At 45.3% G+C, this 20883-nt stretch carries 18 protein-coding genes, 1 tRNA gene and 2 pseudogenes; 10 read left to right on the top strand and 11 right to left on the bottom strand.

Translation table 11 applies throughout. From position 1 onward, the window contains the following. The 5 genes and pseudogenes from GCWU000325_RS11930 to gyrB all read left to right on the top strand — a co-directional run. Positions 1-118: pseudogene (locus GCWU000325_RS11930) on the top strand (IS5/IS1182 family transposase); the annotation flags it as partial. 24 nt (positions 119-142) lie between these two features. Next, a pseudogene (locus tag GCWU000325_RS12380) lies at positions 143-265 on the top strand (DNA methylase); the annotation flags it as partial. A 1486-nt stretch (positions 266-1751) separates the two neighbouring features. Then, positions 1752-2162 carry an HU family DNA-binding protein gene (locus GCWU000325_RS03635; RefSeq protein WP_006254779.1) on the top strand — a complete coding sequence of 137 codons (411 nt, stop codon included), beginning with the start codon at positions 1752-1754 and terminating at the stop codon, positions 2160-2162. A 1392-nt stretch (positions 2163-3554) separates the two neighbouring features. Continuing rightward, on the top strand, positions 3555-4379 hold the full coding sequence (locus GCWU000325_RS03630) for a peptidase (protein WP_040598871.1): 825 nt from the start codon (positions 3555-3557) through the stop codon (positions 4377-4379). A gap of 380 nt (positions 4380-4759) precedes the next feature. After that, positions 4760-6721 (top strand): DNA topoisomerase (ATP-hydrolyzing) subunit B, encoded by a 1962-nt coding sequence (gyrB, locus tag GCWU000325_RS03625; protein WP_006254774.1) that lies wholly within the window; start codon positions 4760-4762, stop codon positions 6719-6721. 336 nt (positions 6722-7057) lie between these two features. On the opposite strand, the gene GCWU000325_RS03620 is transcribed toward gyrB, so the two are convergent. From GCWU000325_RS03620 to GCWU000325_RS03605, 3 genes are all read right to left on the bottom strand, one after another. Further along, positions 7058-7417 (bottom strand): hypothetical protein, encoded by a 360-nt coding sequence (locus tag GCWU000325_RS03620; protein ID WP_006254772.1) that lies wholly within the window; start codon positions 7415-7417, stop codon positions 7058-7060. Positions 7418-7813: 396 nt separating this feature from the next. After that, positions 7814-8542 carry a nitroreductase family protein gene (locus tag GCWU000325_RS03615; RefSeq protein WP_006254770.1) on the bottom strand — a complete coding sequence of 243 codons (729 nt, stop codon included), beginning with the start codon at positions 8540-8542 and terminating at the stop codon, positions 7814-7816. 335 nt (positions 8543-8877) lie between these two features. Continuing rightward, the gene (locus GCWU000325_RS03605; protein WP_040599282.1) at positions 8878-9336 is read right to left on the bottom strand and encodes a hypothetical protein; all 459 of its coding nucleotides are present in this window, start codon (positions 9334-9336) and stop codon (positions 8878-8880) included. A 564-nt stretch (positions 9337-9900) separates the two neighbouring features. On the opposite strand from GCWU000325_RS03605, the gene GCWU000325_RS03595 reads away from it, so the two are divergent. From GCWU000325_RS03595 to GCWU000325_RS03575, 4 genes are all read left to right on the top strand, one after another. Further along, the gene (locus GCWU000325_RS03595) at positions 9901-11502 is read left to right on the top strand and encodes a helix-turn-helix domain-containing protein (RefSeq protein ID WP_006254764.1); all 1602 of its coding nucleotides are present in this window, start codon (positions 9901-9903) and stop codon (positions 11500-11502) included. Positions 11503-12830: 1328 nt separating this feature from the next. After that, the gene (locus GCWU000325_RS03585) at positions 12831-13529 is read left to right on the top strand and encodes an SIMPL domain-containing protein (protein WP_006254760.1); all 699 of its coding nucleotides are present in this window, start codon (positions 12831-12833) and stop codon (positions 13527-13529) included. A gap of 337 nt (positions 13530-13866) precedes the next feature. Then, positions 13867-14331, top strand: a complete 465-nt coding sequence (greA, locus tag GCWU000325_RS03580; RefSeq protein ID WP_040599281.1) for a transcription elongation factor GreA — start codon at positions 13867-13869, stop codon at positions 14329-14331. A gap of 74 nt (positions 14332-14405) precedes the next feature. Next, positions 14406-14807 carry an HIT family protein gene (locus GCWU000325_RS03575; protein WP_006254758.1) on the top strand — a complete coding sequence of 134 codons (402 nt, stop codon included), beginning with the start codon at positions 14406-14408 and terminating at the stop codon, positions 14805-14807. On the opposite strand, the gene GCWU000325_RS11925 is transcribed toward GCWU000325_RS03575, so the two are convergent. Further along, positions 14789-14965, bottom strand: coding sequence for a hypothetical protein (locus tag GCWU000325_RS11925; protein WP_006254757.1), 177 nt, complete (start codon positions 14963-14965; stop codon positions 14789-14791). The genes GCWU000325_RS03575 and GCWU000325_RS11925 overlap by 19 nt on opposite strands. Positions 14966-15013: 48 nt before the next feature. After that, complete coding sequence (locus tag GCWU000325_RS03570; RefSeq protein WP_006254756.1) at positions 15014-15694, bottom strand: DKNYY domain-containing protein; 681 nt, start codon at positions 15692-15694, stop codon at positions 15014-15016. 374 nt (positions 15695-16068) lie between these two features. Between GCWU000325_RS03570 and GCWU000325_RS03565 the strand changes: the two genes are divergently transcribed. Then, positions 16069-16142: transfer RNA gene (locus GCWU000325_RS03565), tRNA-Ile, on the top strand. Positions 16143-16302: 160 nt separating this feature from the next. On the opposite strand, the gene GCWU000325_RS03560 is transcribed toward GCWU000325_RS03565, so the two are convergent. The 6 genes from GCWU000325_RS03560 to GCWU000325_RS03535 all read right to left on the bottom strand — a co-directional run. Beyond that, the gene (locus GCWU000325_RS03560; protein WP_006254753.1) at positions 16303-16890 is read right to left on the bottom strand and encodes a metallophosphatase domain-containing protein; all 588 of its coding nucleotides are present in this window, start codon (positions 16888-16890) and stop codon (positions 16303-16305) included. Then, entirely contained in the window at positions 16887-17696 is an 810-nt protein-coding gene (locus GCWU000325_RS03555) for a PGN_0703 family putative restriction endonuclease (RefSeq protein ID WP_006254752.1), read from the bottom strand. The genes GCWU000325_RS03560 and GCWU000325_RS03555 overlap by 4 nt, the downstream gene beginning before the upstream one ends. A 6-nt stretch (positions 17697-17702) precedes the next feature. After that, positions 17703-17954, bottom strand: a complete 252-nt coding sequence (locus GCWU000325_RS03550; RefSeq protein WP_006254751.1) for an MBL fold metallo-hydrolase RNA specificity domain-containing protein — start codon at positions 17952-17954, stop codon at positions 17703-17705. Positions 17955-18453: 499 nt separating this feature from the next. Next, positions 18454-18858 carry a hypothetical protein gene (locus tag GCWU000325_RS03545; RefSeq protein ID WP_050756616.1) on the bottom strand — a complete coding sequence of 135 codons (405 nt, stop codon included), beginning with the start codon at positions 18856-18858 and terminating at the stop codon, positions 18454-18456. A gap of 75 nt (positions 18859-18933) precedes the next feature. Next, positions 18934-19863, bottom strand: coding sequence for a T9SS type A sorting domain-containing protein (locus tag GCWU000325_RS03540; protein WP_006254749.1), 930 nt, complete (start codon positions 19861-19863; stop codon positions 18934-18936). A 358-nt stretch (positions 19864-20221) separates the two neighbouring features. Further along, positions 20222-20883: T9SS type A sorting domain-containing protein (locus GCWU000325_RS03535; RefSeq protein ID WP_006254747.1), on the bottom strand; the 662-nt coding region annotated here is incomplete at its 5' end.

Genomic DNA, 20883 nt, shown 5'->3' with positions numbered 1-20883 from the left:
TGGCGGACGATGTCGATACCGGGGACTTGCCAAGACCCATACTCAAAACATTCTTGAAAGCATCGCCTTTAATTTATACAGAACCCCGGGGATAATTATGTCCTCATTTGTAGGATAAGGCATAACCACCCTTGAGGAGCTCGTGCAAGCAGCTCCTCAAAGGGGGATTTACAACTACTTTCACTCCTTACTGCCACCCCTTTCACTCGCTCCTTTTATGCCAAGAACTCCTCTTTACTACACCTCCTTATTTTGCAAAGGTCTCCCTAAGGGGTTGTTATTACCGCTACTTGCTGATGCAGGGTTGACGCTTTGTGTCAACCCTGCCCTACCAAAGGACTAACCCCGATGGGGTTATTGGTGGGTGAAAGTGCGCGGTGAGTGGACGATTTTGGGTCAAAGGTTTTACTATCAAATAGGCCAATGATCGCAAAACAATTACCAACTCAATCCAACAAAGCTCACCCCTGTGACACAAGCCCTTAGGCTTGGTCTTTCAAGGTTTCCGTCGGCGGGCGTTGACTTGTTTTGAAAGACCAACCCTAAGGGGTTGTCAATTTAGCTATGCTCCGAGGCAGGGTTGACGCTTTACGTCAACACTGCCCTACCAAAGGACTAACCCCGATGGGGTTATTTGTGGACGACAGTGCGCGATAGATGGACGATTTTCGTAAGATTTAGTCTCTTTTATAGGTGCGAGCGACCGCGATGGAGTTATTTGTGGACGCAGATGCGCGATAACAAGGCAATTTTAGGCGGGAAAACATTAACCACATATAAATCCTTGATCTAAACGCGATTCTATCCCAACCAACAAAACTCATTCGATCAATGCAAGCCCTTAGGCTTGGTCTTTTGGCAGGGCAGGCGTTGGGGCGAAGCGCCAACCCTGCCATAGTTCGCCGCAAAAATGCAACCCCTTAGGGTTGGTCTTTCAAAATCGTCCGCATATAGCCGTTTGTATATGCTGATAAATCAAACCACCAAAGCCCATCCCTGCGATACAAGCCCTTAGGCTTGGTCTTTTGGCAGGGCAGGCGTTGAAGCGAAGCGCCAACCCTGCCATAGTCCGCCGCAAAAATGCAACCCCTTAGGGTTGGTCTCTCAAAATGTCCGCTAATAGGCGTGTAAATACACAGATAAACCCAAACCACCAAAGCTCACTCCCGCAACGACAAGCCCTTAGGCTTGGTCTTTTGGCAGGGCAGGCGTTGGGGCGAAGCGCCAACCCTGCCATAGTTCGCCGCAAAAATGCAACCCCTTAGGGTTGGTCTTTCAAAATATCCGCATATAGCCGTTTGAACATGCTGATAAATCAAACCACCAAAGCCCATCCCTGCGATACAAGCCCTTAGACTTGGTCTTTTGGCAGGGCAGGCATTGGAGCGAAGCGACAACCCTGCCACAATACGCCGCAATGTGCAACCCCTTGGGGTTGGTCTCTCAAAATCATCCGCATATACCCGTTTGTATATGCTGATAAATCAAACCACCAAAGTCCACCTCGGCAACACAAGCCCTTAGGCTTGGTCTTTTGGCAGGGCAGGCGTTGGAGCGAAGCGACAACCCTGCCATAGTCCGTCGCAAAAATGCAACCCCTTAGGGTTGGTCTTTATATACGTTCGCAGACTGTCTCACTACCAAGCGATTATGGCGTATTTTGCAGGCTCGCCGGAAATGCTTACCTTTGCATTTGCAAGGGCGGGGAGCGCTCTTGGTTCAATTATTCTTCAATTAAATCTATACCAACAATGATTAAATTTGTTATTAGAGCGAAGAAAAATCCGCTCAAGAGAGATCAAGTGAAATTTTATCCGCAGATGGCGCCGGGCGTGCCCGTAATGCTACCTACGATTGTCGGGCGTATTGAGAAGCGTTCGGGCGTATCTTCTGCCTCCGTCAAGGCGGTGTTGGATGCCCTGCAATATGAGATTCTCCAAACACTTGCGGACGGTAATTCGGTTCGCTTAGGTGATCTCGGTTCTTTTCGCCTGACGATGCACGGCGAGGGCGCGTCGACGGCGAAAGAGGCAAAGGAAAAAGGCGCAAATCTCATTAAGCGCGTGAGTGTGCGGTTCACGAAAAGCAGTACGATGCGTATGGCACTTGACAAGCGCAACTTAATCTTCGGTGCGCAGAACGATATCCGGAATGCGAAGTAAGTGAGGAGGCGGCACATCGTAGTGCCGGCAAAAAATTACGTTTAACAAAGGCCGCGTTTTCAACCGATGAAAGCGCGGTTTTTTCGTAGCTTTTCAGAATTGGGCGGTTGATCGTTCGCACGGGGCTAAGGATCGTTCAAACTTTCTCCTATGATCGTAAAAATTATCTTAAGTGAAAGTTTGAATTGTCTTATAGGAGAATTAAAATTGTCTTATAAGAAAGTTTCAACGATCATAGTAGAAAGTTTGGCGGCGGTGCGGGGTGCGGTGCAGCGGGGTCTTCCGATTCGTGTTTTATGCCTAAATTTGCGATGAAAGCGCGCTTTTTTGCACTTTTTTTCGTTTTTATGTCGATACATTTTCGCGTATATTTTAAAGACCAACCCTAAGGGGTTGTCATCTCTACTACTTGTTGATGCAGGGTTGACGTAGAACGTCAACCCTGCCCTGGCAAAAGACTAACCCCGATGGGGTTATCGGCGGAGTAAATTGGGTGAAAGTTGCGTGAAGTTGGACGAGTTATTGATATTTTTATTGTAGTGGGGCTTAGAATATGAGTATTTGCGGGCGAAATGCGACGGGAAAGGTGCAAATATAGGTAAGGTATTGTCTTTTTCACACGTATTAGAGCGGTAGGGGTGGGTCGTTTACGGTTAAATTGGGGTTCGCAGGGCTTCATTTTCAAGCTCAATAGTGTCATTTTTAGGGTTGGGCGTGGTGTTTATTACCTTATTTATTGATGAAATTGTGAGGATAGAATAGGCGTTTGCGCAAAAAATAGTTGCACTAATGCACATTATATAATGTGTTGCGATTGTTTGCGAAGCAATTGTTATGAAGGCACAAGCGCATGACCTTTTGACCGGAAATTTTGTTGGTATATTTGCTAAATAATAGCTTTAAACGTTCCTGACAAATAGTTTGAAATCAACCAAAATACGAACAAAATCGCAATTTTTACTTGCAGGAATGATCGTGTATCTATTTTTTTTGTATTTTTGTCATCTTTCAAAGACGGAAAATATGTCGATGCTCAACGAATTTGCGTAGAAAAAATGAAAATGACACATTGGTGAGCGTCTCTTAGATCGGTTCGCAGAAACTTGGCTAATGATAAAGGATGAAGTCTTGACCGCGAGGAATTTCTTTCAATGCAGATAAAGCGTCAACATACAATAAATTGTGATTGAATTATAAGGCAAAAAGCGTAAGTCTCCTTTCGGGCCAAAGTGGAGAATACATTGCCGAAAAAGAGATAAGCACCTTTCAAGAAAACGATATGAATACAGACTGGTAGTCAGTATATTAATTAACAAAACACTTAACCTTAAGACCCAAGCCTTCGATACGGCCTTGCTCCGAAAGGGGATTCAACAGGGAGGCACTATTATTATGAGAAATAATTTACTTCAAAAAGTTTGTGCGGCGATCGTCGTGCTGTTCATCGCTACGTGCGCAATGCCTACTACGGCGCAGGCGCAGACGGAGTATGAGCTTTGGGTTTGCGGTACGCAGGTGACGTCAGCCAATTGCAGTAACCTCTCTTCTGTGGTTGAAGGCGTGAGCGGAAAGGTTAGCTATAACCCCGATACCAAGGTGCTTATGCTGCAAGATGCCAACATCAAGACCGAGGGAAAACTCTTGTTTAAGTCAAATATAGATGGCCTGACGATGCAGGTTGTTGGCACAAATAGTTTGGAGACTGACAAGGCCGTATTTTGGTTTACAGCACCTTTGACGATTATGGGTGGTGGCATATTGAATATGTTGAGTACGGACAACTGCACGCTCTATGCCAGAGGCACCAACCTCACTATCGAAGATTGCACGATCAATGCCGAAGGTAAAGAATTTGGCATTGCCGGAAACAATGGCACCAATGAGACGTTCACGATAAAAAATGCTTCGATAACGGTAGAGGGCAAGAAATATGGTACGATCGTTGACTTTGCCGAACTTAACCTTATAGGTTGCACCATTACGCAGCCGGCCGGTGCAGCTTTCGATAAGGAAGTACACGCAGTAGCGATTGATGGCAGTCCTGTAAAGAGCAAAGTTGTCATTACGAAAGATGCAACGAGCATCGCAATGCCTACCCTCGATCCCGCAGCGAAGCAAGGTGTGTACTCACTCAGCGGCGTGAAGCTCAACAGCGAGGTGAATAATCTGCCGAAGGGTATTTACGTCATCAACGGCAAGAAGGTTGTAAAGAAATAAATGCGTTGCGTGGTTGTTTGTTGACCACCATTTCGCGCGAACAAAGCCTTCCGCCCCTCACAAAGTAGGGCGTGGAAGGCTTTTATTGTAGGTATGGGGCGCGTTCAATCAGTCATCTTCACGCTAAGCATCGGCTTGCGCCGTAGGGATTAAAGACTTGCGCGTGATGCGCATAATATAATTGCTCGTTGGCCTTGTTTCGGTCGCTTTGCGGCTATTTCTGCGCTTTTCGGCCTTTGGCGTCGTGGTGCGTATCGCCCTCTATGTCGCTCTGTAAATCCGCCTACGAGTAAAGAAAACGCTATTTTTTCGCTTCTTGCTTTCTCCAAGTCGGCGGTATTTCGTATTTTTGTATGTTTTTATAACGAAAGAAATATCCGATGGAAGGAAACCAAAACAAGAGCAGCAATTATTCCGCTAGTAATATTCAGGTACTCGAAGGCTTAGAAGCAGTTAGGAAACGCCCGGCCATGTACATTGGCGACATTAGTGACAAGGGTCTGCATCATTTAGTCTATGAGACGGTCGACAACTCCATAGATGAGGCGTTGGCAGGCTATTGTACGCATATTGAAGTTACGATTTGCACGGACAATTCTATCATTGTGCAAGACAATGGTCGCGGTATTCCCGTAGATATGCACCCGAAAGAGCACCGAAGCGCGTTGGAAGTGGTTATGACCGTACTTCACGCCGGCGGTAAGTTTGATAAAGGCTCTTACAAGGTCTCCGGCGGTCTGCACGGTGTCGGCGTTTCTTGCGTAAATGCCCTTTCTAAGCATATGACGTCGCAAGTTTTTCGCGACGGAAAGATTTACCAGCAAGAATATGAGCAAGGCAAGCCGCTTTATCCCGTAAAGGTAGTTGGCGAAACCCAATTGCGTGGTACGAAACAGCAGTTTTGGCCCGATGATACCGTATTTACGGCGACCATATATAATTATGACACGCTGGCTACCCGTATGCGCGAACTCGCTTTCCTGAATGCCGGCCTGAAGATCACGCTTACAGATCTTCGCCCCGATGAAGAAGGCAACACGAAGCAGGAGGAGTTCTACTCCGAGCAAGGTTTGCGCGAGTTTGTTCGCTATGTCGACTCCAGCCGTACGCATCTTTTTAACGACGTGATCTATATCAGCACCAACAAGGCTGATATTCCTATCGAAGTGGCTATTATGTACAACACTTCGTACTCGGAAAACGTCCACTCCTACGTCAATAATATCAACACGATCGAGGGCGGTACCCACTTAATCGGTTTCCGCCAGGCCATCACTCGTGTCTTGAAGAAATATGCCGAACAAACGGCAGCCAAACAAATAGAAAAGGCGAAAATAGAGATTTCCGGCGAAGACTTCCGCGAAGGGTTGACCGCCGTAATCTCTGTTAAAGTGGCCGAACCTCAGTTTGAAGGCCAAACCAAGACGCGTTTGGGTAATACGGAAGTAACCGGTGCGGTGAACCAAGCCGTGGGCGAGGCGCTCACCAACTATCTTGAGGAGCATCCGAAAGAAGCTAAACTCATCGTCGATAAGGTGATTCTTGCCGCTACGGCGCGTATCGCAGCTCGCAAGGCGCGTGAGAGCGTGCAGCGTAAGAACCCGATGTCCGGCGGCGGACTTCCCGGCAAGTTGGCCGATTGCTCAAGCAAAGATGCCGCAGTCTGCGAACTCTTCCTCGTGGAGGGCGACTCCGCAGGCGGATCTGCTAAGCAGGCGCGCAGTCGTACGACGCAGGCCATCCTGCCTTTGCGCGGTAAAATTCTGAATGTCGAGAAGGCAATGTGGCACAAAGCTTTCGAGAGCGACGAAGTTAACAACATCATTCAAGCACTTGGCGTTCGTTTCGGTTTGGATGAAGACTCCAAAGAAGCCAATATCGAAAAATTGCGCTACCATAAGATTATCATTATGGCCGATGCCGACGTCGACGGACAGCATATTGCGACGCTCATTATGACGCTTTTCTATCGCTATATGCCGCAAATTATCGAGGATGGCTATCTCTACATCGCTATGCCGCCCCTCTACCGCTGCCGCGCTAAGAAAGGACACGCCGAAGAATACTGCTACAACGAAACAGCACGTTTGCGCTTCATCGAACAATATGGTGACGGATCAGAAGATAACATCACGACGCAACGCTATAAAGGTTTGGGTGAGATGAACCCTGAACAATTGTGGGAAACCACGATGAATCCGGAGACGCGCCTCTTAAAGCAAGTCAGCTTAGAAAGCGCTACCAATGCCGACTACACATTCTCAATGCTTATGGGTGAGGATGTAGGTCCGCGGCGTGAGTTTATCGAGAAAAATGCCACATATGCGAACATTGATGCATAGAGTTTCCAATTTCTGCGGCAAATTGCTATAAATTTTCACTCAAAATTTTGAGATATGAAATCTAAAGTTTAACTTTGTCGCTGAATACAAATAATAAGAGGTATTCAATTACACTCATTTATTATAGGTATTTATCATCTCCAATGGCTGAAAGCTCGTGTGTGAATACCGGCTGAAGCACTTCAAACTTACAATAATACCATTATAGGGCCGCCCGGATGCGAAATCCCGACGGCCCTGCACGTCCTCAATACGTAGCTGTCGCTCAACGCTTTCCGTTGGAGTCGAGCGGGGCTTGATGGCTAATGGTTGTATCCCCCTTTTCGATTCTTGCCTCTAAGTCTTTGTCCGCTTTGACGCGCGCTTCGCCGCCGAAGTGTTGCTGCCTGTTGCGTCCACTGCCGTTGAGACGTGCTGAGGCTTATTTGTGGCAACTGCTCTTATCGTCTTTTCTTGCAGCCAAAGCTTCTGCCTTGGCTTTTGTTTTACCCTTTCTTTCCCACCATCCGTTTTTCTCGCAGCACCGGTAGGCATGTTAATGCGCCCATTCGACTTTGTCAAACGCAAGTCGGTCGTCGCGTTCACAAGGATGCTAATGGCAAAGAGAAGCATCGGTTTGCTGATAAGCAGCGTTGGAAAATACACTTTCAAGGGTTTAATGACAAGGCTGCAAGTCTTGTATGCTTTTTGTTTCACCGTGGTGAGACGAACGTACGCTCACGAGCGAACGACTTTTTTATCGTGATGAAAAGGATGTACGCTCACGAAGGGAAATTGCCGGAGTCAAGCCTAAACTGCAAAAAATGCGTCCTCGTTCGCTGCAATTGGCGAACGAGGACGTGTAAAATCAAGTGGTGTGGGTGGAGATACAGTGGGCCTAATGCGATAAGAGGTGCTTCTGCTTTGCTTTCGGTGCTCGGTGGTTGAGCAATAGGGACTATGGCGACGGAAAAGCCTGCTGCGCAAACCCAAATCGTCTTTACGTTGCTGTTTAGCCGCTATTCCTATGCTGAAATGCCGTATGAGCCGGGCGTTATCGAGCTCTCCGTAGGCGGATGCGAGACGGGTGAGAGACGAGGGGAGTCGTGCGCTTTAGACGCGTCGATATTGTGTGGCGAAATCTAAGCGGAAGCGGTCGCCGCGTACACCTTTCGGCAAGCGTATGCCGCACGAGACGATAAGACTCACGCGGGATTGGCACGGAAGCTTGAGCAGGCGTTTCACGCGACGGGCATCGAAACCTTCAACGGGGCAGGTGTCGTAGCCTTGTTCGGCCATGGCAAGCATAAAACTTTGAGCTACGAGGCCGCAACTTTTATGCATGCCGCCAATCATGTCGTTTTCACCCATCGAGCGGAGAACGGGGCGAAACAGACCCGCAGCGGAGAAAAAAGCCTTGCGGAAGAGGCCAAATAAACCCAAACAGCGGCCGTAGAGGAAGGGGACGAGACGCGTATAATACTGCGTGAGCAGATTTATATATTTGGCCTGCTTTTCGGCCGGATAATGGCGCGCTACGTTGTCTCGCTCAAAGTCGAGCACGGCCTTGGCGTGTGCCTTGACTAAATCGGGACGGATGAGAAAAACGACCAATTCATCGGCCGTAGTGATCGTCGTTTGGTCAAAGCAAGCCGGACCTAATTGGCGGATCGTGGACTTGTCGGTCACGTGAACGACTTCCCATAATTGGAGGTTCGAACTTGTCGGTGCTAAGGCCGCTGTTTCGAGGCAGGCTTTTACCTTTTCGGGGTCCAAACTTTGGGTGGTGTCGAAAATTCTGACGGCCCGCCGAAATTCCAAGAGTTCTTTTACTGTTGCCATCTCTTCTTTCGTTTTGTGTTTGTTATATATGTAAGTCGCAAATCAAGCTTTGCGGTCGCTCGCTTAGGCGTGTGTTGCGTGTAGATGGGTTGTCCGCTTGTTAAATCGCATTTTCGATTGCCCTTCGCGAAGTATGCGTGCGGAAAGTTAGGTAAAAAGTGCGATTTTTGCCCATTTCATCGCAGAAATTCTATGTTCGACGATGTCAAAACCCAAGGCTTCGCCCGCCTGCACTTAGCGTTCAAAAAATCTTATAAGGCCTAAATGTCGAGAAACTTTGCACAGCCGTTTACAGACTCCGCAAAGTTTCTCTCCAAGTCGATTATGCGCGACGCCTACTTCTCTCTGACCGTCACGACTTCCTCAGCTTCGTATTGGCTGTCGACCTTTACGAGATAAATGGGGCGAATCGTGAAAGAGCGAGCCTTACCTTGTCGCACCTTATAGTAAAGCGTTATCCGATCTCCGCGCTTGATGAGGCGCTGAGGTAGGATTTGCGTATCGTATTTCGTCTCCGGAAGTACCAAAGCTATGACAAACTGAGCGCCAAAGTCGACTCTTGTTGGCTCTCCGCTTTTCCCCATATAAGCCGATTCGCCAAAATAGCGCTCAAAAGTGTCTTCTGAGGTGATCTTTGTCGGCGGTGTTTTGCCGGCATTATTAGCATAGAAATAATTGTGCAACTCTTTGTTGGGCACAGGGCCATCATACGCCAACGGCGTTGTGGCGTTGCAACTCACCAGTAGGGCCAAGACGGCGAAAAGGCCGCATAAAGTTTTCAGAGAACGTTTCATAATCATATACCTGTCTTGTTTTGTTCTTGCATAATCGCAGATCGATGCAAAGATACGCAGAAAGCCGCCGCGCGAATTTTAATAAGCTCCAAAAAAGCCAAAGGCTTGTTGCATCCTTGATGTGATTTGAGCCGTGGAGCATGTGACTTTACCTTTCAAAAGCAGATTTTTTCGGCCAATAATCTGCCTTTCGTGGCCGTAAAAGTCCCCGCTTTTCGCCTTAAAAGTACGTTTTCATCGCGCCAAAACTCTACCGACGGTAATCGCTACCCAAACTTTCGCAGCGCCCCGCCAATTTTTCGCGTAAAAATCAGCAAAATCTTAAGCTCAAATACTACTTATGTAGGAAAAAGATGGCTCTTAACATTTTTTCTTGCGCAACAAATTGCGCGAAAAACTGTAAAAAAATAGCGCGAAACAAAGTTTGATTCCTCCAAAGGCGTATTGCGCGGTAAATTTGTTTGATTACTTTTTGTCATTCTTTTGGAAAGATATACAAATGTCCCGCCATTGTTTCCTAAACAAAAGGTTGTCAGAACGCCAAAAAAGCCCTAATTTTGCAAGGTGAAGAAGTTGGCATCCCTCCTTTTAGCGTTTATTTGTCTGCAGGCAACTGCGCAGTTATCGCTTGGCGCTTTCAGCCTAAGCGATCAAGGCAGTTGGAATTCATTGTCAGACGAACGACTCGAGGAGTTGAGCTTAGACTTCCTACTGGTGAAGGATATGCCCGATAGCGCTTTGCTTGTCGACCGCTTACTCACGAGCAGGTTGGAGCAGCGCAACCCTATGACTTTTTTGCAGCGACGTATGCTCTCGTTAAGCCTGAACCGGATGGCTTATCTCTATAGTTTCTCCTTTTTTGATTATAAACACGCTATCGAATCCTTGCACGAGGCCGATACCATCTGCAATGATCCCGACGTGCGCCCGTTTATAGATCTCAATATTGGGCACATTTATAGTCTTTATACCCAATGTTATCCGACGCCAACCAACGTTCAGACGGTGAGACATTTCTACAAGAAGGCCTTTATCGAATCTGCGCAGATGGGGAACTATACCAATATGATTTCGGCCTTTGTAAATTTTTGGAACTTAGGCTTTGATGACGCTAATATCAAGGCTTTTTCGCACGAAACAGCACTTTTTCGCCAAATAAAAGTGCCGGCTCTCGAGCCATATTATGATTATGCGTCCGCCGTTTTGCGTGCGATTGATTTAGTCAAGGTCAAGAAGTATACAGCCGCCGCTGCAGAGCTACAAAGTAAGATGATGCGCAATCCAAGTTCAACGATGGATGTGCGCATTGCTTGTTCTACGGCTTGGAGCCTGGCTTGTATTTACAAATTGGCCCAAATGCCCGACTCCGTCTACAAATATGCCAGCGTACTGGAGTATTATGGGCGCAAAAAAGACTTACAAGATCTCCGTTTTGATGCGGCTATTTTGCTGCATTATTATTATTTGAGTACCGGCAACAAGCAAAAGGCCGATGCTTGTTACCAAACTTTCTTGGAGTTTCGCAAATCCTTCTTCGACGGTTTGGATTTAGAGGCTGATCGCGGGGAATTTCTCGTCCCAAAGGCCGATGATTTGCGCCTCGCAAGCCCGCCAAAGCAAGCTGAAGCGGGCTTTACCAATCAGCAAATCCTGTTGATGATACTCGGCGGATTAGCCTTGCTCGTGCTGGGTGGCTATCTTATGCGCCGCTATTTGTATCATAAAAATGCCCATCTGCGTCTTAAGTCCGAACAGCCAGCCTCGCTAACGCCTAAACCGGAACCGGCGCCCATAAAAAGCTCGTTGGAAGAAAATGAGAAGGACCTTTTGCAAGCGAAGATTAAGAAAGTGCTTGCCGATGAGCAGGAAATCTGCCAAGAAGACTTTTCTATTGATCGCTTAGCTAAGCTTTGCGAAGCCACGCCAAAGGACGTTTCGCAGGTGATCAACGAAAGAATGGGCTGCTCGTTCGTACTTCTTTTAAGTGAATATCGCATTAAAGAGGCCTGCCGTCGGCTTGACGACGAGGAAAACTTTGGGCGGCTTACGTTAGAGGCCATAGGTCGCAGTGTAGGTTTTAAAGCGCGCGAAAGCTTCTCCAGAGCCTTTAAACGTGTGACCGGAGTCTCTCCATCCGTCTATCAACGCCGCCTCACCGAAAAGTAGTCTTAAATCGCTTTTCTTCAAATATTTAAGCCCTGATTTTGGGCGTTCCACACTATTGTTTTGACTTTGTGAATTGTGACTTCGCTTGTTGAAGTCACACGCAGACCCCGCAGAAATTTGTTGCTATAGGTATTTCGTTACTACTTTTGCATCGGTAACAAGGAAGTGCCTTTGAGTGACTTGTTCGTACCGGTTGTTCAGAACCTCTCCTTCGTTGGCCAAGAAAGTGGCAAGCCTTGTGGCGTGACTCCCACGCTGCTTCAAGATCTTCCCTGATAGCGTTCCCATATAGGTCCGCTGCGTGAGAAAGACAGGCACAAAAAGCCCTTTCTGCCGAATGCTTGCGCCAAAGCGCTTGAGATGATTCGGCCATTCCTTTTGGCTCATCAACATTATCCGTTGCCCGTGAGGGTCATGATAAATGTGAAGTTATAAAGACGAGGCGTCGTGTTTGTTATGTTTTAGATTGGACAGTTTTTCTATAGACATATTTGACCCAGACGGCATAACAGTACGCTTCACGGCGTTTAAGAGCACTTTTCCAACTCTCTCGTGTGTGTCGGTGTTCCCGACACACACTCTTTTTATCAACCCCTCTCACTTTAGCTTTGGTGTTTATTCGGATGCGCCCTATGGCTTAACGCCTCCGTTGCGCGCACAGTCGTGGCAGATTGACGTAGGCCCCGCACGTATGGGTCTCCAACTCAGGAAATGCCAATTTTCGCCCATTTCATCGCAGATTACGCCCTCTTTTGTTGTCTATGTCGCTGAATGATATGCAAGTGTGGCTCGTACTTACTCTTCCCTCGTCAGCTACGCCGTAGTTGCCTTTTCTCAATGCGTCAATAGTAGGGCGTAGGAGTCGTAATGCGCACAGAAGTATCGACAAATGACCTCCGATGCGCTTCTGCCGTTTAGTCGTAATAGGGTTTTCCTTTGTCTAACCTCTCACGAGAGCTCGCTTCGTAAGCTCGTTTCTGTGGTTTGCTGCCGCCAAACTATCGTTTGCTCTTGCCAAACGCATGTTTGCTCCCAGCAAACTATGGTTTGCCTTGATCAAACGAAAGTGGCCCACGATTTTACCTTTACAAGTCCGAATGAACGTGTGATTTTTGGCGGTTTCATCGCAGATTATCGTTTTTCCTTCTCGCTCTTTCTACGTTTTCCGCATTGCTATCTTCGATAGCGTCGTACACAAATCAAAGTGGCTTTCTTCAAGAAGAATATTAAAAAATATAAATATGCTCAATCTGTCGTGATTATTTTGTCAATCTCTTGCCAGAATAAAAACTTATATGTACGTTTGTGGTATTAATAAATCCTTTTCAATGAAAAACTTAAAATTAGAATCGGGCATTCTTGCCGTAGGCTTAGTGCTCCTCGGCCTCTTCCTATATTTCGGATTGGGCAACGTGATGATTAAAGACAGAATCGTGTCGGTGCGCGGTCTTGCAGAGCGCGAAGTGCAGGCCGATCACGTTATTTGGCCGTTGGTCTACGAAACAACGTCGGACAATCTGCAAGAGGCGATGTCGGACATCAATCGTGGGAATAACAAGATTCGCCAATGGCTTATTAAGCATGGCCTAAAGCCGGCTGATATCTCGATGGGCGCGCCGCAGATCCACGACCGGGCAACGCAATATGACGGTGATTACAGAGGATTACGCTATAAAGCTTCGTGTACGACAACGGTATCGACTCGAGACGTGGCTCTCGTGCGCCAATTGATTCCTCAATTGGGTCAACTCGTGGAGATGGGCGTGGCTATTTCAGCCGAAGACTATGATTCGCAGGTGCAATATGAATTTACGAGCCTCAACAAGATCAAGCCCCAAATGATCGAAGAAGCTACTAAGAACGCGCGCACAGCCGGCGAGAAGTTTGCCCGCGATTCCGATAGCAAACTTGGTAAAATCAAGGATGCTACGCAGGGCCTCTTTGATATTTCTGACCGCGACGACGCTACGCCTTATATCAAGAAGGTGCGCGTAGTGACCTCTATCGACTATTATCTAACTGAATAAGATTATCGATTCCATCGTATAGGCCACAGTTCGCAGGTGGTCACGTAGAAGAAGCACGCCGAACAGTCGGAAGGATCCGACTTTCGGCGTGTGATCGTTTCAAAAAAATAGCAAATAGGTGAAAATCAGAAATTTTTCAGTTGCTTCTCTTTGCTTATCGGCCGCTTTGTACTACCTTTGCAGCGCACAACGGAACAAAAAACGCTAACGGCGCCCCTTAACGGAACGAGGATGAGCTGCCGAAAGCAGAGGAGAAAGGATTCCCGCAATGAAGATACGCAGGAGTTCTTTCGGTTTTTTCTGTTACTTATTGAAAATTAAAACGGTCAGATATATTATGGCTTACATGACACAAGAGGGCTACGACAAAATGGTGGCCCGTCTCCATCATATGGAGGCAGTAGAGCGTCCGGCAGCTTCGGCAGCCATTGCTGAAGCGCGCGATAAGGGCGACTTGTCGGAAAACAGTGAGTATGATGCCGCTAAAGAAGCGCAGGGTATGCTCGAAATGAAGATTAGTCAACTCAAAGAGGCAATTGCCACGGCGAAAATCATTGATACCAGCAAACTCAATAACGAGACGGTGCAGATTCTTTCAACCGTAGCGATGAAAAATCTGAAGACGGGTATGGTGATGACGTATACCATCGTGAGCGAGAGCGAGGCTAACATTCGCGAAGGCAAGATTTCGTCGCAGACGCCTATTGCTCAGGGCTTGCTTGGGCATAAGGTGGGCGACGTAGTAGAGGTGAAGATCCCGCAAGGACTGATTCAACTCGAAATACAAAGCATTTCGCTTTAAAAAAGCTGTTTTTGCTGCGGCGCGACAGATTGCTTGTGCGCCGCTTTTTTATTATCCCCTAAAAAATAAGCCTTATGACGCTCTTTTCAAAAATCATTAACGGCGAGATTCCAAGTTTCAAATGCGCCGAAAACGAGCATTTTTATGCTTTTCTCGATATTAGTCCGGTGCGCCGTGGACATACGCTGGTCGTTCCCAAGCGCGAAGTAGATTATTTCTTTGACCTGAAGGACGAAGAATTGGCCGAGATGATCGTCTTTGCCAAGAAAGTGGCGCGTGCTATTAAGGATGTCTTCCCTTGCCGCAAGGTGGGTATGGCCGTATTGGGCTTGGAGGTGAACCACGCGCACGTGCATCTTATTCCGCTCGAGAATGAGGGCGATATGGACTTTCACAAGCCGAAACTGCAATTGACTAATGCGGAAATGAGCAGTATTGCGGATAAAATTCTTATTGCTTATACAGCCGAAGAATAGTAGGTGGCAGCGTTGCGACGCGCATCGCTCATCGTCTCCACGACTCCGCACGGCGTCACTTGCGCACACATTATATAATATAGGGCGGCCGGCATAGTGGCGCTGGTTTGCGGCAGATGATCGTCGGTGTAAAGGTCATATAATAGCGTTTTCCCCACCGTAACTTAATGGTTGCGGTGGGGAAAATGGCATTTAGCAGCACACAACTACATTTTGCGGCCTTGATAATAGGAGTTCCATGTGTCTTCAGCGTAGCCTCCGCCCCGATAATGGAAATTTGAAGTCGAAGCCCCCTCTACTTTGCGGCCGCGATAATAAACATTCCACGAATCCATCGCGTAAAAACCGCCAACAAGGCTGAAGTTGGTCGACGAAGCACCTTTAATCTTCTTGCCTTCAAAGTAGACGTTCCAGTCGTCTTTTGCGTAACCCTTGCCCACATATTGAAAACTGCGCGCCGAAGCCCCTTCGAGTTTAGCGCCACGATAGAGCACGACGTTTTCCATCCGCACATAGCCGCCTTGACTATAGCCGCCGCCATAAAATTGGTTGTAAGTAGCCTCGTCAATGTCTTCGTCTGATGCACCCATCGAAGGATCGAGGATGATGGTCGGCGCTTCCGTCACGAGGCGAAAGCTCGACGGGTCAACATACTCTAAAACCTTCCCGAAAAGAAAGACGTAGCGATCATCTTTCCCGTAGCCATAACCCAATTCGCGGAAGTAGCGCGGATTGGCTTCACGCAAAGGTTGCCCCCGATAAAAGACGCCGCTGCGCGTGATGGTATAGTCGCGATAATAGTTTTGAGCGTGCCCTTCCGTGCAGCACAATGTAGCGAATAGTAAGCTGCAAAAGCTCACAATAATTGTTCGTTTATATCTCTTCATCGTGTTCAATTTGTATTTCTTTTGAAGCAAAAGTATGAATTCTTTCTTAATTGTTGACGGGCAACAAAGACAAATGTTAAACTAAAAATACCTAAAACCTCTTAGATTAAGCCACCCTCTCACATTATTGGACGTAGGACACATTTTTGCATATACGCTTTTTGCTTGTTATAACGTAGCGGTAAAGCTTTTAAGATTCAGCATCTTGTTTCAGTTGTTGCCCCTTCAGCCAGGGCACAAAAAATGGCACGTCATAGAATTTTAAGCCCAAATCTTTGGTCATTCAGCTTGAAGACACTACCTTTGCATAACCATAATTGCGATCCTTGCTCTAAAGCGATATGTTTTAGCTTAAAGGGCAAACGCCGCATACCGGACTTGTAGCTCAGTTGGTTAGAGCAACAGACTCATAATCTGGAGGTCATAGGTTCAAGCCCTATCTGGTCCACAACTGAAAATCAAGCACTTGTGAATTTATTGCAAGTGCTTTTTCTTTTAAAGGTGATCTTTAGGTGACCTTTAAAAGAAAACTCTTCATCCGTGCCCTTTTGAAATTTCGGGAAATGATATATGAATGACAGAGATTTCATGACGAAGCTTTTCTGCTATTATAACGAAATAACACTCGTATTATTTGTAAATAACTTGGGCTTACGGACTATTGTATATGAGTTGTCAAGAGATGAGCCGTTTGAGAAAATGATCCCTTTCCTATTTTCTGTGCCGTAGTTTTCATGAGCATGACCAAACAGATGATAGCGTGGTTTGACTTCCAACACTTTGTTGCGAAGAGACACGTTGCCCCAATGAGTATTGTTGCTTTCGTCAAGTATCATTGCTGGCGGTTCGTGGGTAACAAGTACATCCACATTATAAGGTATCAAGCTTTCGGGATGATTGTAGCCTAATCCGAAGAATTTTATACCCTCAATTTCGCACCCTCTGTCTTGGAGGAAGTGAACGCTGTCTGGTAGACCTTCTATATCGTCTGCTTCCCATAAACAAAGATCATGGTTGCCGGTAACAAATATCTTATGAGGGTATGGCAGCTCTATGAACCAGTTAAGGAATTCAAGTACCTCGTCTTCGGTTCCCATATCAGTAAAATCACCACAATGCACGATAACATCAGCACCAGGTAGGTTTATCAGTTGCTGATGTCGGTTATGAGTATCAGAGATTTGGAGGATTTTCATTTAATAAAGTATCTTTTTTTGAAACCTTCGTGATTATCAATCAAATCTATAACATTGTTGTACCTTGAGGTCTCAAATAAAAGGGTAAGATTATCTGGGATAACATCAGAAACATAATCCTCAATAATTTTTTGGAACATATCCTTAACTATGAGTTCCTCTTCTCTTAATATCTTTAATCGCTTAATAGCATAACTCTTTGATCTACTTGTCAATTTCAGAAGATCTATGAATTCATTTTCCATTTCCCATGAGATGCTATTGAGTTCAACGATAGAAACGTTCTCATACTCATCTTTATTATGAATTATATGATTGACAATAGCAAGCAAATGCCGGAACAACTGAGAAGCGTTATAATAAGTAAGCGACTGAAAGCTTCTTAATATATCAGTCAGCTTGTCTTCTGTGAATTTCCAGTGGTCATAATAGTTCTCTATCATAAAGTACGATTCCGTAAAACGAGAATTGCTCATATAATATGGTTCAAGGAATTTTGACTCATAGTAAATGACTTTCTTACCTTTATCAACTTTAACGTCAAGATTCGATTTGCCACCGACCTTCAACGGTGAACTCTTGTCCCATTCAAACATGACAGTTGCTTCTGGATGTAATTTCTCATAAAGAAGAAAGAAATTAACACCCAAAGCGGTTGAAGAGTCAATAAAGTGACATTCTTTTAATGCATTCCCACTTCCATTTTCAAGTTCATCACAATGTTGTTTAGACAAACTGACCAATAAGTCCACATCTCGGCTTCCGTTTACATCTACTAACGCTTCCTTTAGAATATTTCTGTCCATATATACTTATAGTTTAGCACCTGCCTCTTTATGAATGCAGATAACCTTCTTGGGTTTGATAGTTTCTATAACCTTCTTTATTGTTGATTTGTCCGCATGGCCAAAGGTGTAAATATCCACAACATTGTGGAATAGCTCACGAAACTCCTTGTACTTCGGGTTGGCTCTCACTTGTTCAGGAATCTTGTAATATCCATCCCAAGATGGGAATATCAACAAGGTCTCCTCCTGCTGCAGTGTCCTAGAATTAGTTGACAACTTTGATTCTTAATTAAATTCTACTTTGACAAGATCATTTTCTAAGTTCAAATACGCTTGTCGTAGTTTTTCTTAAATTCATAATCAGTTGACAGTTGCCTTCTTGGTGCAAAATTAGCCCTTATTTTCTGTTTATGCTTGTTTCTGCCGCCTTCATTTATTTAGGTTTTATATTGAAGGTAGCTATGTCTTCAGCCTGCAGACTTCTTTTTTGGAGGGGGCATTCTCGTCTGTAAAGGCACGTACATAGGCTGTTAGAGCAGAAGAGTTTATTGTTCAGGTTGAGTCCGATGGTAAACTATTCTGCATATTTGCGTCTACATCCTTCTAATATGGTAACTCCAAATCCCTCTTTTATGCTGTACTTTAATCCCTTAGCGCAGGTTAGCTATAAGGTCTTATTTTTGTATAACTTCGCCTCATAGTTAATCCCATTGGGGTCGGTCTTTTAAAAAAGCGCGAAACTGTATCAACATAAAAACGAAAAGAAAGTAAACCGCTAATTCTCTTTCTGATAAATAAGACAGTTAGAACTATTTGAGTTCATTCCATCCAAACTATGCCATAAGGTTAGCTTATTTCCATCTATTTTATAGTAATGTTCGTATGTCCAATTAGATAATTTTATACCCAAACCCTTTACAAATACAAATAAATGGCAATTATTTTCTGTATAAAAAACTCTCTTTTTCCCTCCCGGTACGAAATCATAACCAATAATGTTCCCATTAGACATAAAAATGAGTTGTTTGTTTTCTGAACTATTTATTTGCTTCCAAGTACTCAGCAAACGAGAATCTATTTCTTTCTTTGTTAGGTCCGGCTCTTTTTCTTCGCACGAAGCTAATGAAAACAATAAAACAGTGCAACAAAGTAGCCAAGATAAAAGTCGTAAATGTTTCATATCAAAGAATTTTGTATTTAACATAGGTTTCGTTTTATAGTCAACAGCTGCAGATGTACTTATTTCCTTACAATACTATTTTATGATTATCTTTTTTGTGTAAATCAATTTGCCTTGCTTTGTCAAAGTGCAGACGTATATACCCTTTGAAAAGTGAGGCGTTTCGATGCACTTTGTTGTAACCGGGGAAGAGAGAATCTTCAGCCCGCATACATTCAAGATATCAATGTGGTCGCAGTTCGCTATGGAACTCAACTCTATTGAACCGTTACGGTACGCCATGCGGATAGTCTGCTTGTATTCAATATCGTCAATCCCGGTTTCTTGGGGATTGATGACGGGACGAATGGGAAGACCGATTGTTCTCATGCTAGATCTTCTGCCAACACTGCCAGAGTCGTAATCAATGTCCTTGGCTTTTGAAATATGATCATCAGGATCTCCTTCTGCTCTATGAAGCGTTCCGGTCCAACAATATCCTTTCCAATTCTGGTTACGATATGTTGTCCCTTGATATGTAGCAGCGTATCCGGCAGCAGGAAGAAACAGGGTGTTTTCATTTGCACCATAATGGAAGCGTCTGCCCCAAATGCCGTCCACTTCCTCCCATTTATTCCAGCAGAGTCTCACGAGTTCCCCTACCTCCTCAAAAGTAGGCAGGCGCCATCGTCCGCCCCATTTTACCCTTGCTGCATCGTATTCCGTCCCGCAGATGTTTTCTCCGATATTCGTGCATAACATATAATAGGCAACTCCGGGAATCTCTTTGTATCCTTCAAAGAATTTGTAATTCTCATCGGTGTATTCCTCTTTCGGCTCTGTCTCTCCCCACGCGAAGTAATCGCCGAAGTCTGTAGAAGATGTTGCACCAATATTGCAGGTTGCCCATAAAGTTCCGCTAGGCAATCCCATATCCACATATTCATGACCATCTATGACGTTTGTCTGCGCGTAAGAGGTTGAGATAAATATGGTACTTAGAATAAATGATAGATAAGATCTCATATCGTAATAAATTATTTATTGTACATTGTCAGACTAAAGTTCACAACTGCAAATATAGTTATTTGATTGATGTGTCATTATTTTATTCTTACCGATTTTTGCTTTCAGGTTCTAGATGGTTGCCTGCTCTACTTTGAGGATCTTGGATACATTCGATGATGTCCAAGTATATTTTTAGCCTAATATCGTCCAATCCCCGCGCTCTTTCGTCCGCAAATAACTCCATCAGGGTTAGACTTTTGCTTACGTCAAAGGAATCAGTTTACCTTTATAATAGTAAAAAGCATTTTTGGCATGAACTTTACTGTTCATGTCAAAAATGCAAGTAAAAAAGTAGAGTACTTATTTCCTTACCATACTATTTTATGATTATCTTTTTTGTGTAAATCAATTTGCCTTGCTTTGTCAAAGTGCAGACGTATATACCCTTTGAAAAGTGAGGTGTTTCGATGCACTTTGTTGTAACCGGGGAAGAGAGAATCTTCTGCCCGCATACATTCAAGATATCAATATGGTCGCAGTTTTCTATGGAACTTAACTCTATTGAACCGTTACGGTACGCCATGCGGATAGTCTGCTTGTATTCAATATCGTCAATACCGGTTTCTCTGAGATTGATGACGGGACGAATGGGGAGACCGATTGTTCTCATGCTAGAACTTCTGCCAACACTGCCAGAGTCGTAATCAATTTCCTTGGCTTCTGAAATATGATCATCAGGATCTCCTTCTGCTCTATGAAGCGTTCCGGTCCAACAATATCCTTTCCAATTCTGGTTACGATATGTTGTCCCTTGATACGTATCGGCATATCCGGCAGCAGGGAGGAAGAGGGTGTTTTCATTTGCGCCATAATGGATGCGTCTGCCCCAAATGCCGTCCACTTCCTCCCATTTATTCCAGCAGAGTCTCACGAGTTCCCCTACCTCCTCAAAAGTAGGCAGGCGCCATCGTCCGCCCCATTTTACCCTTGCTGCATCGTATTCCGTCCCGCAGATGTTTTCTCCGATATTTGTGCATA

The organism is Alloprevotella tannerae ATCC 51259 (assembly GCF_000159995.1).
In the GTDB taxonomy this organism is placed as follows: domain Bacteria; phylum Bacteroidota; class Bacteroidia; order Bacteroidales; family Bacteroidaceae; genus Alloprevotella; species Alloprevotella tannerae.
The sequence above is the reverse complement of the archived record's forward strand: the minus strand, read 5'-3'. Positions and strand labels throughout refer to the sequence as shown.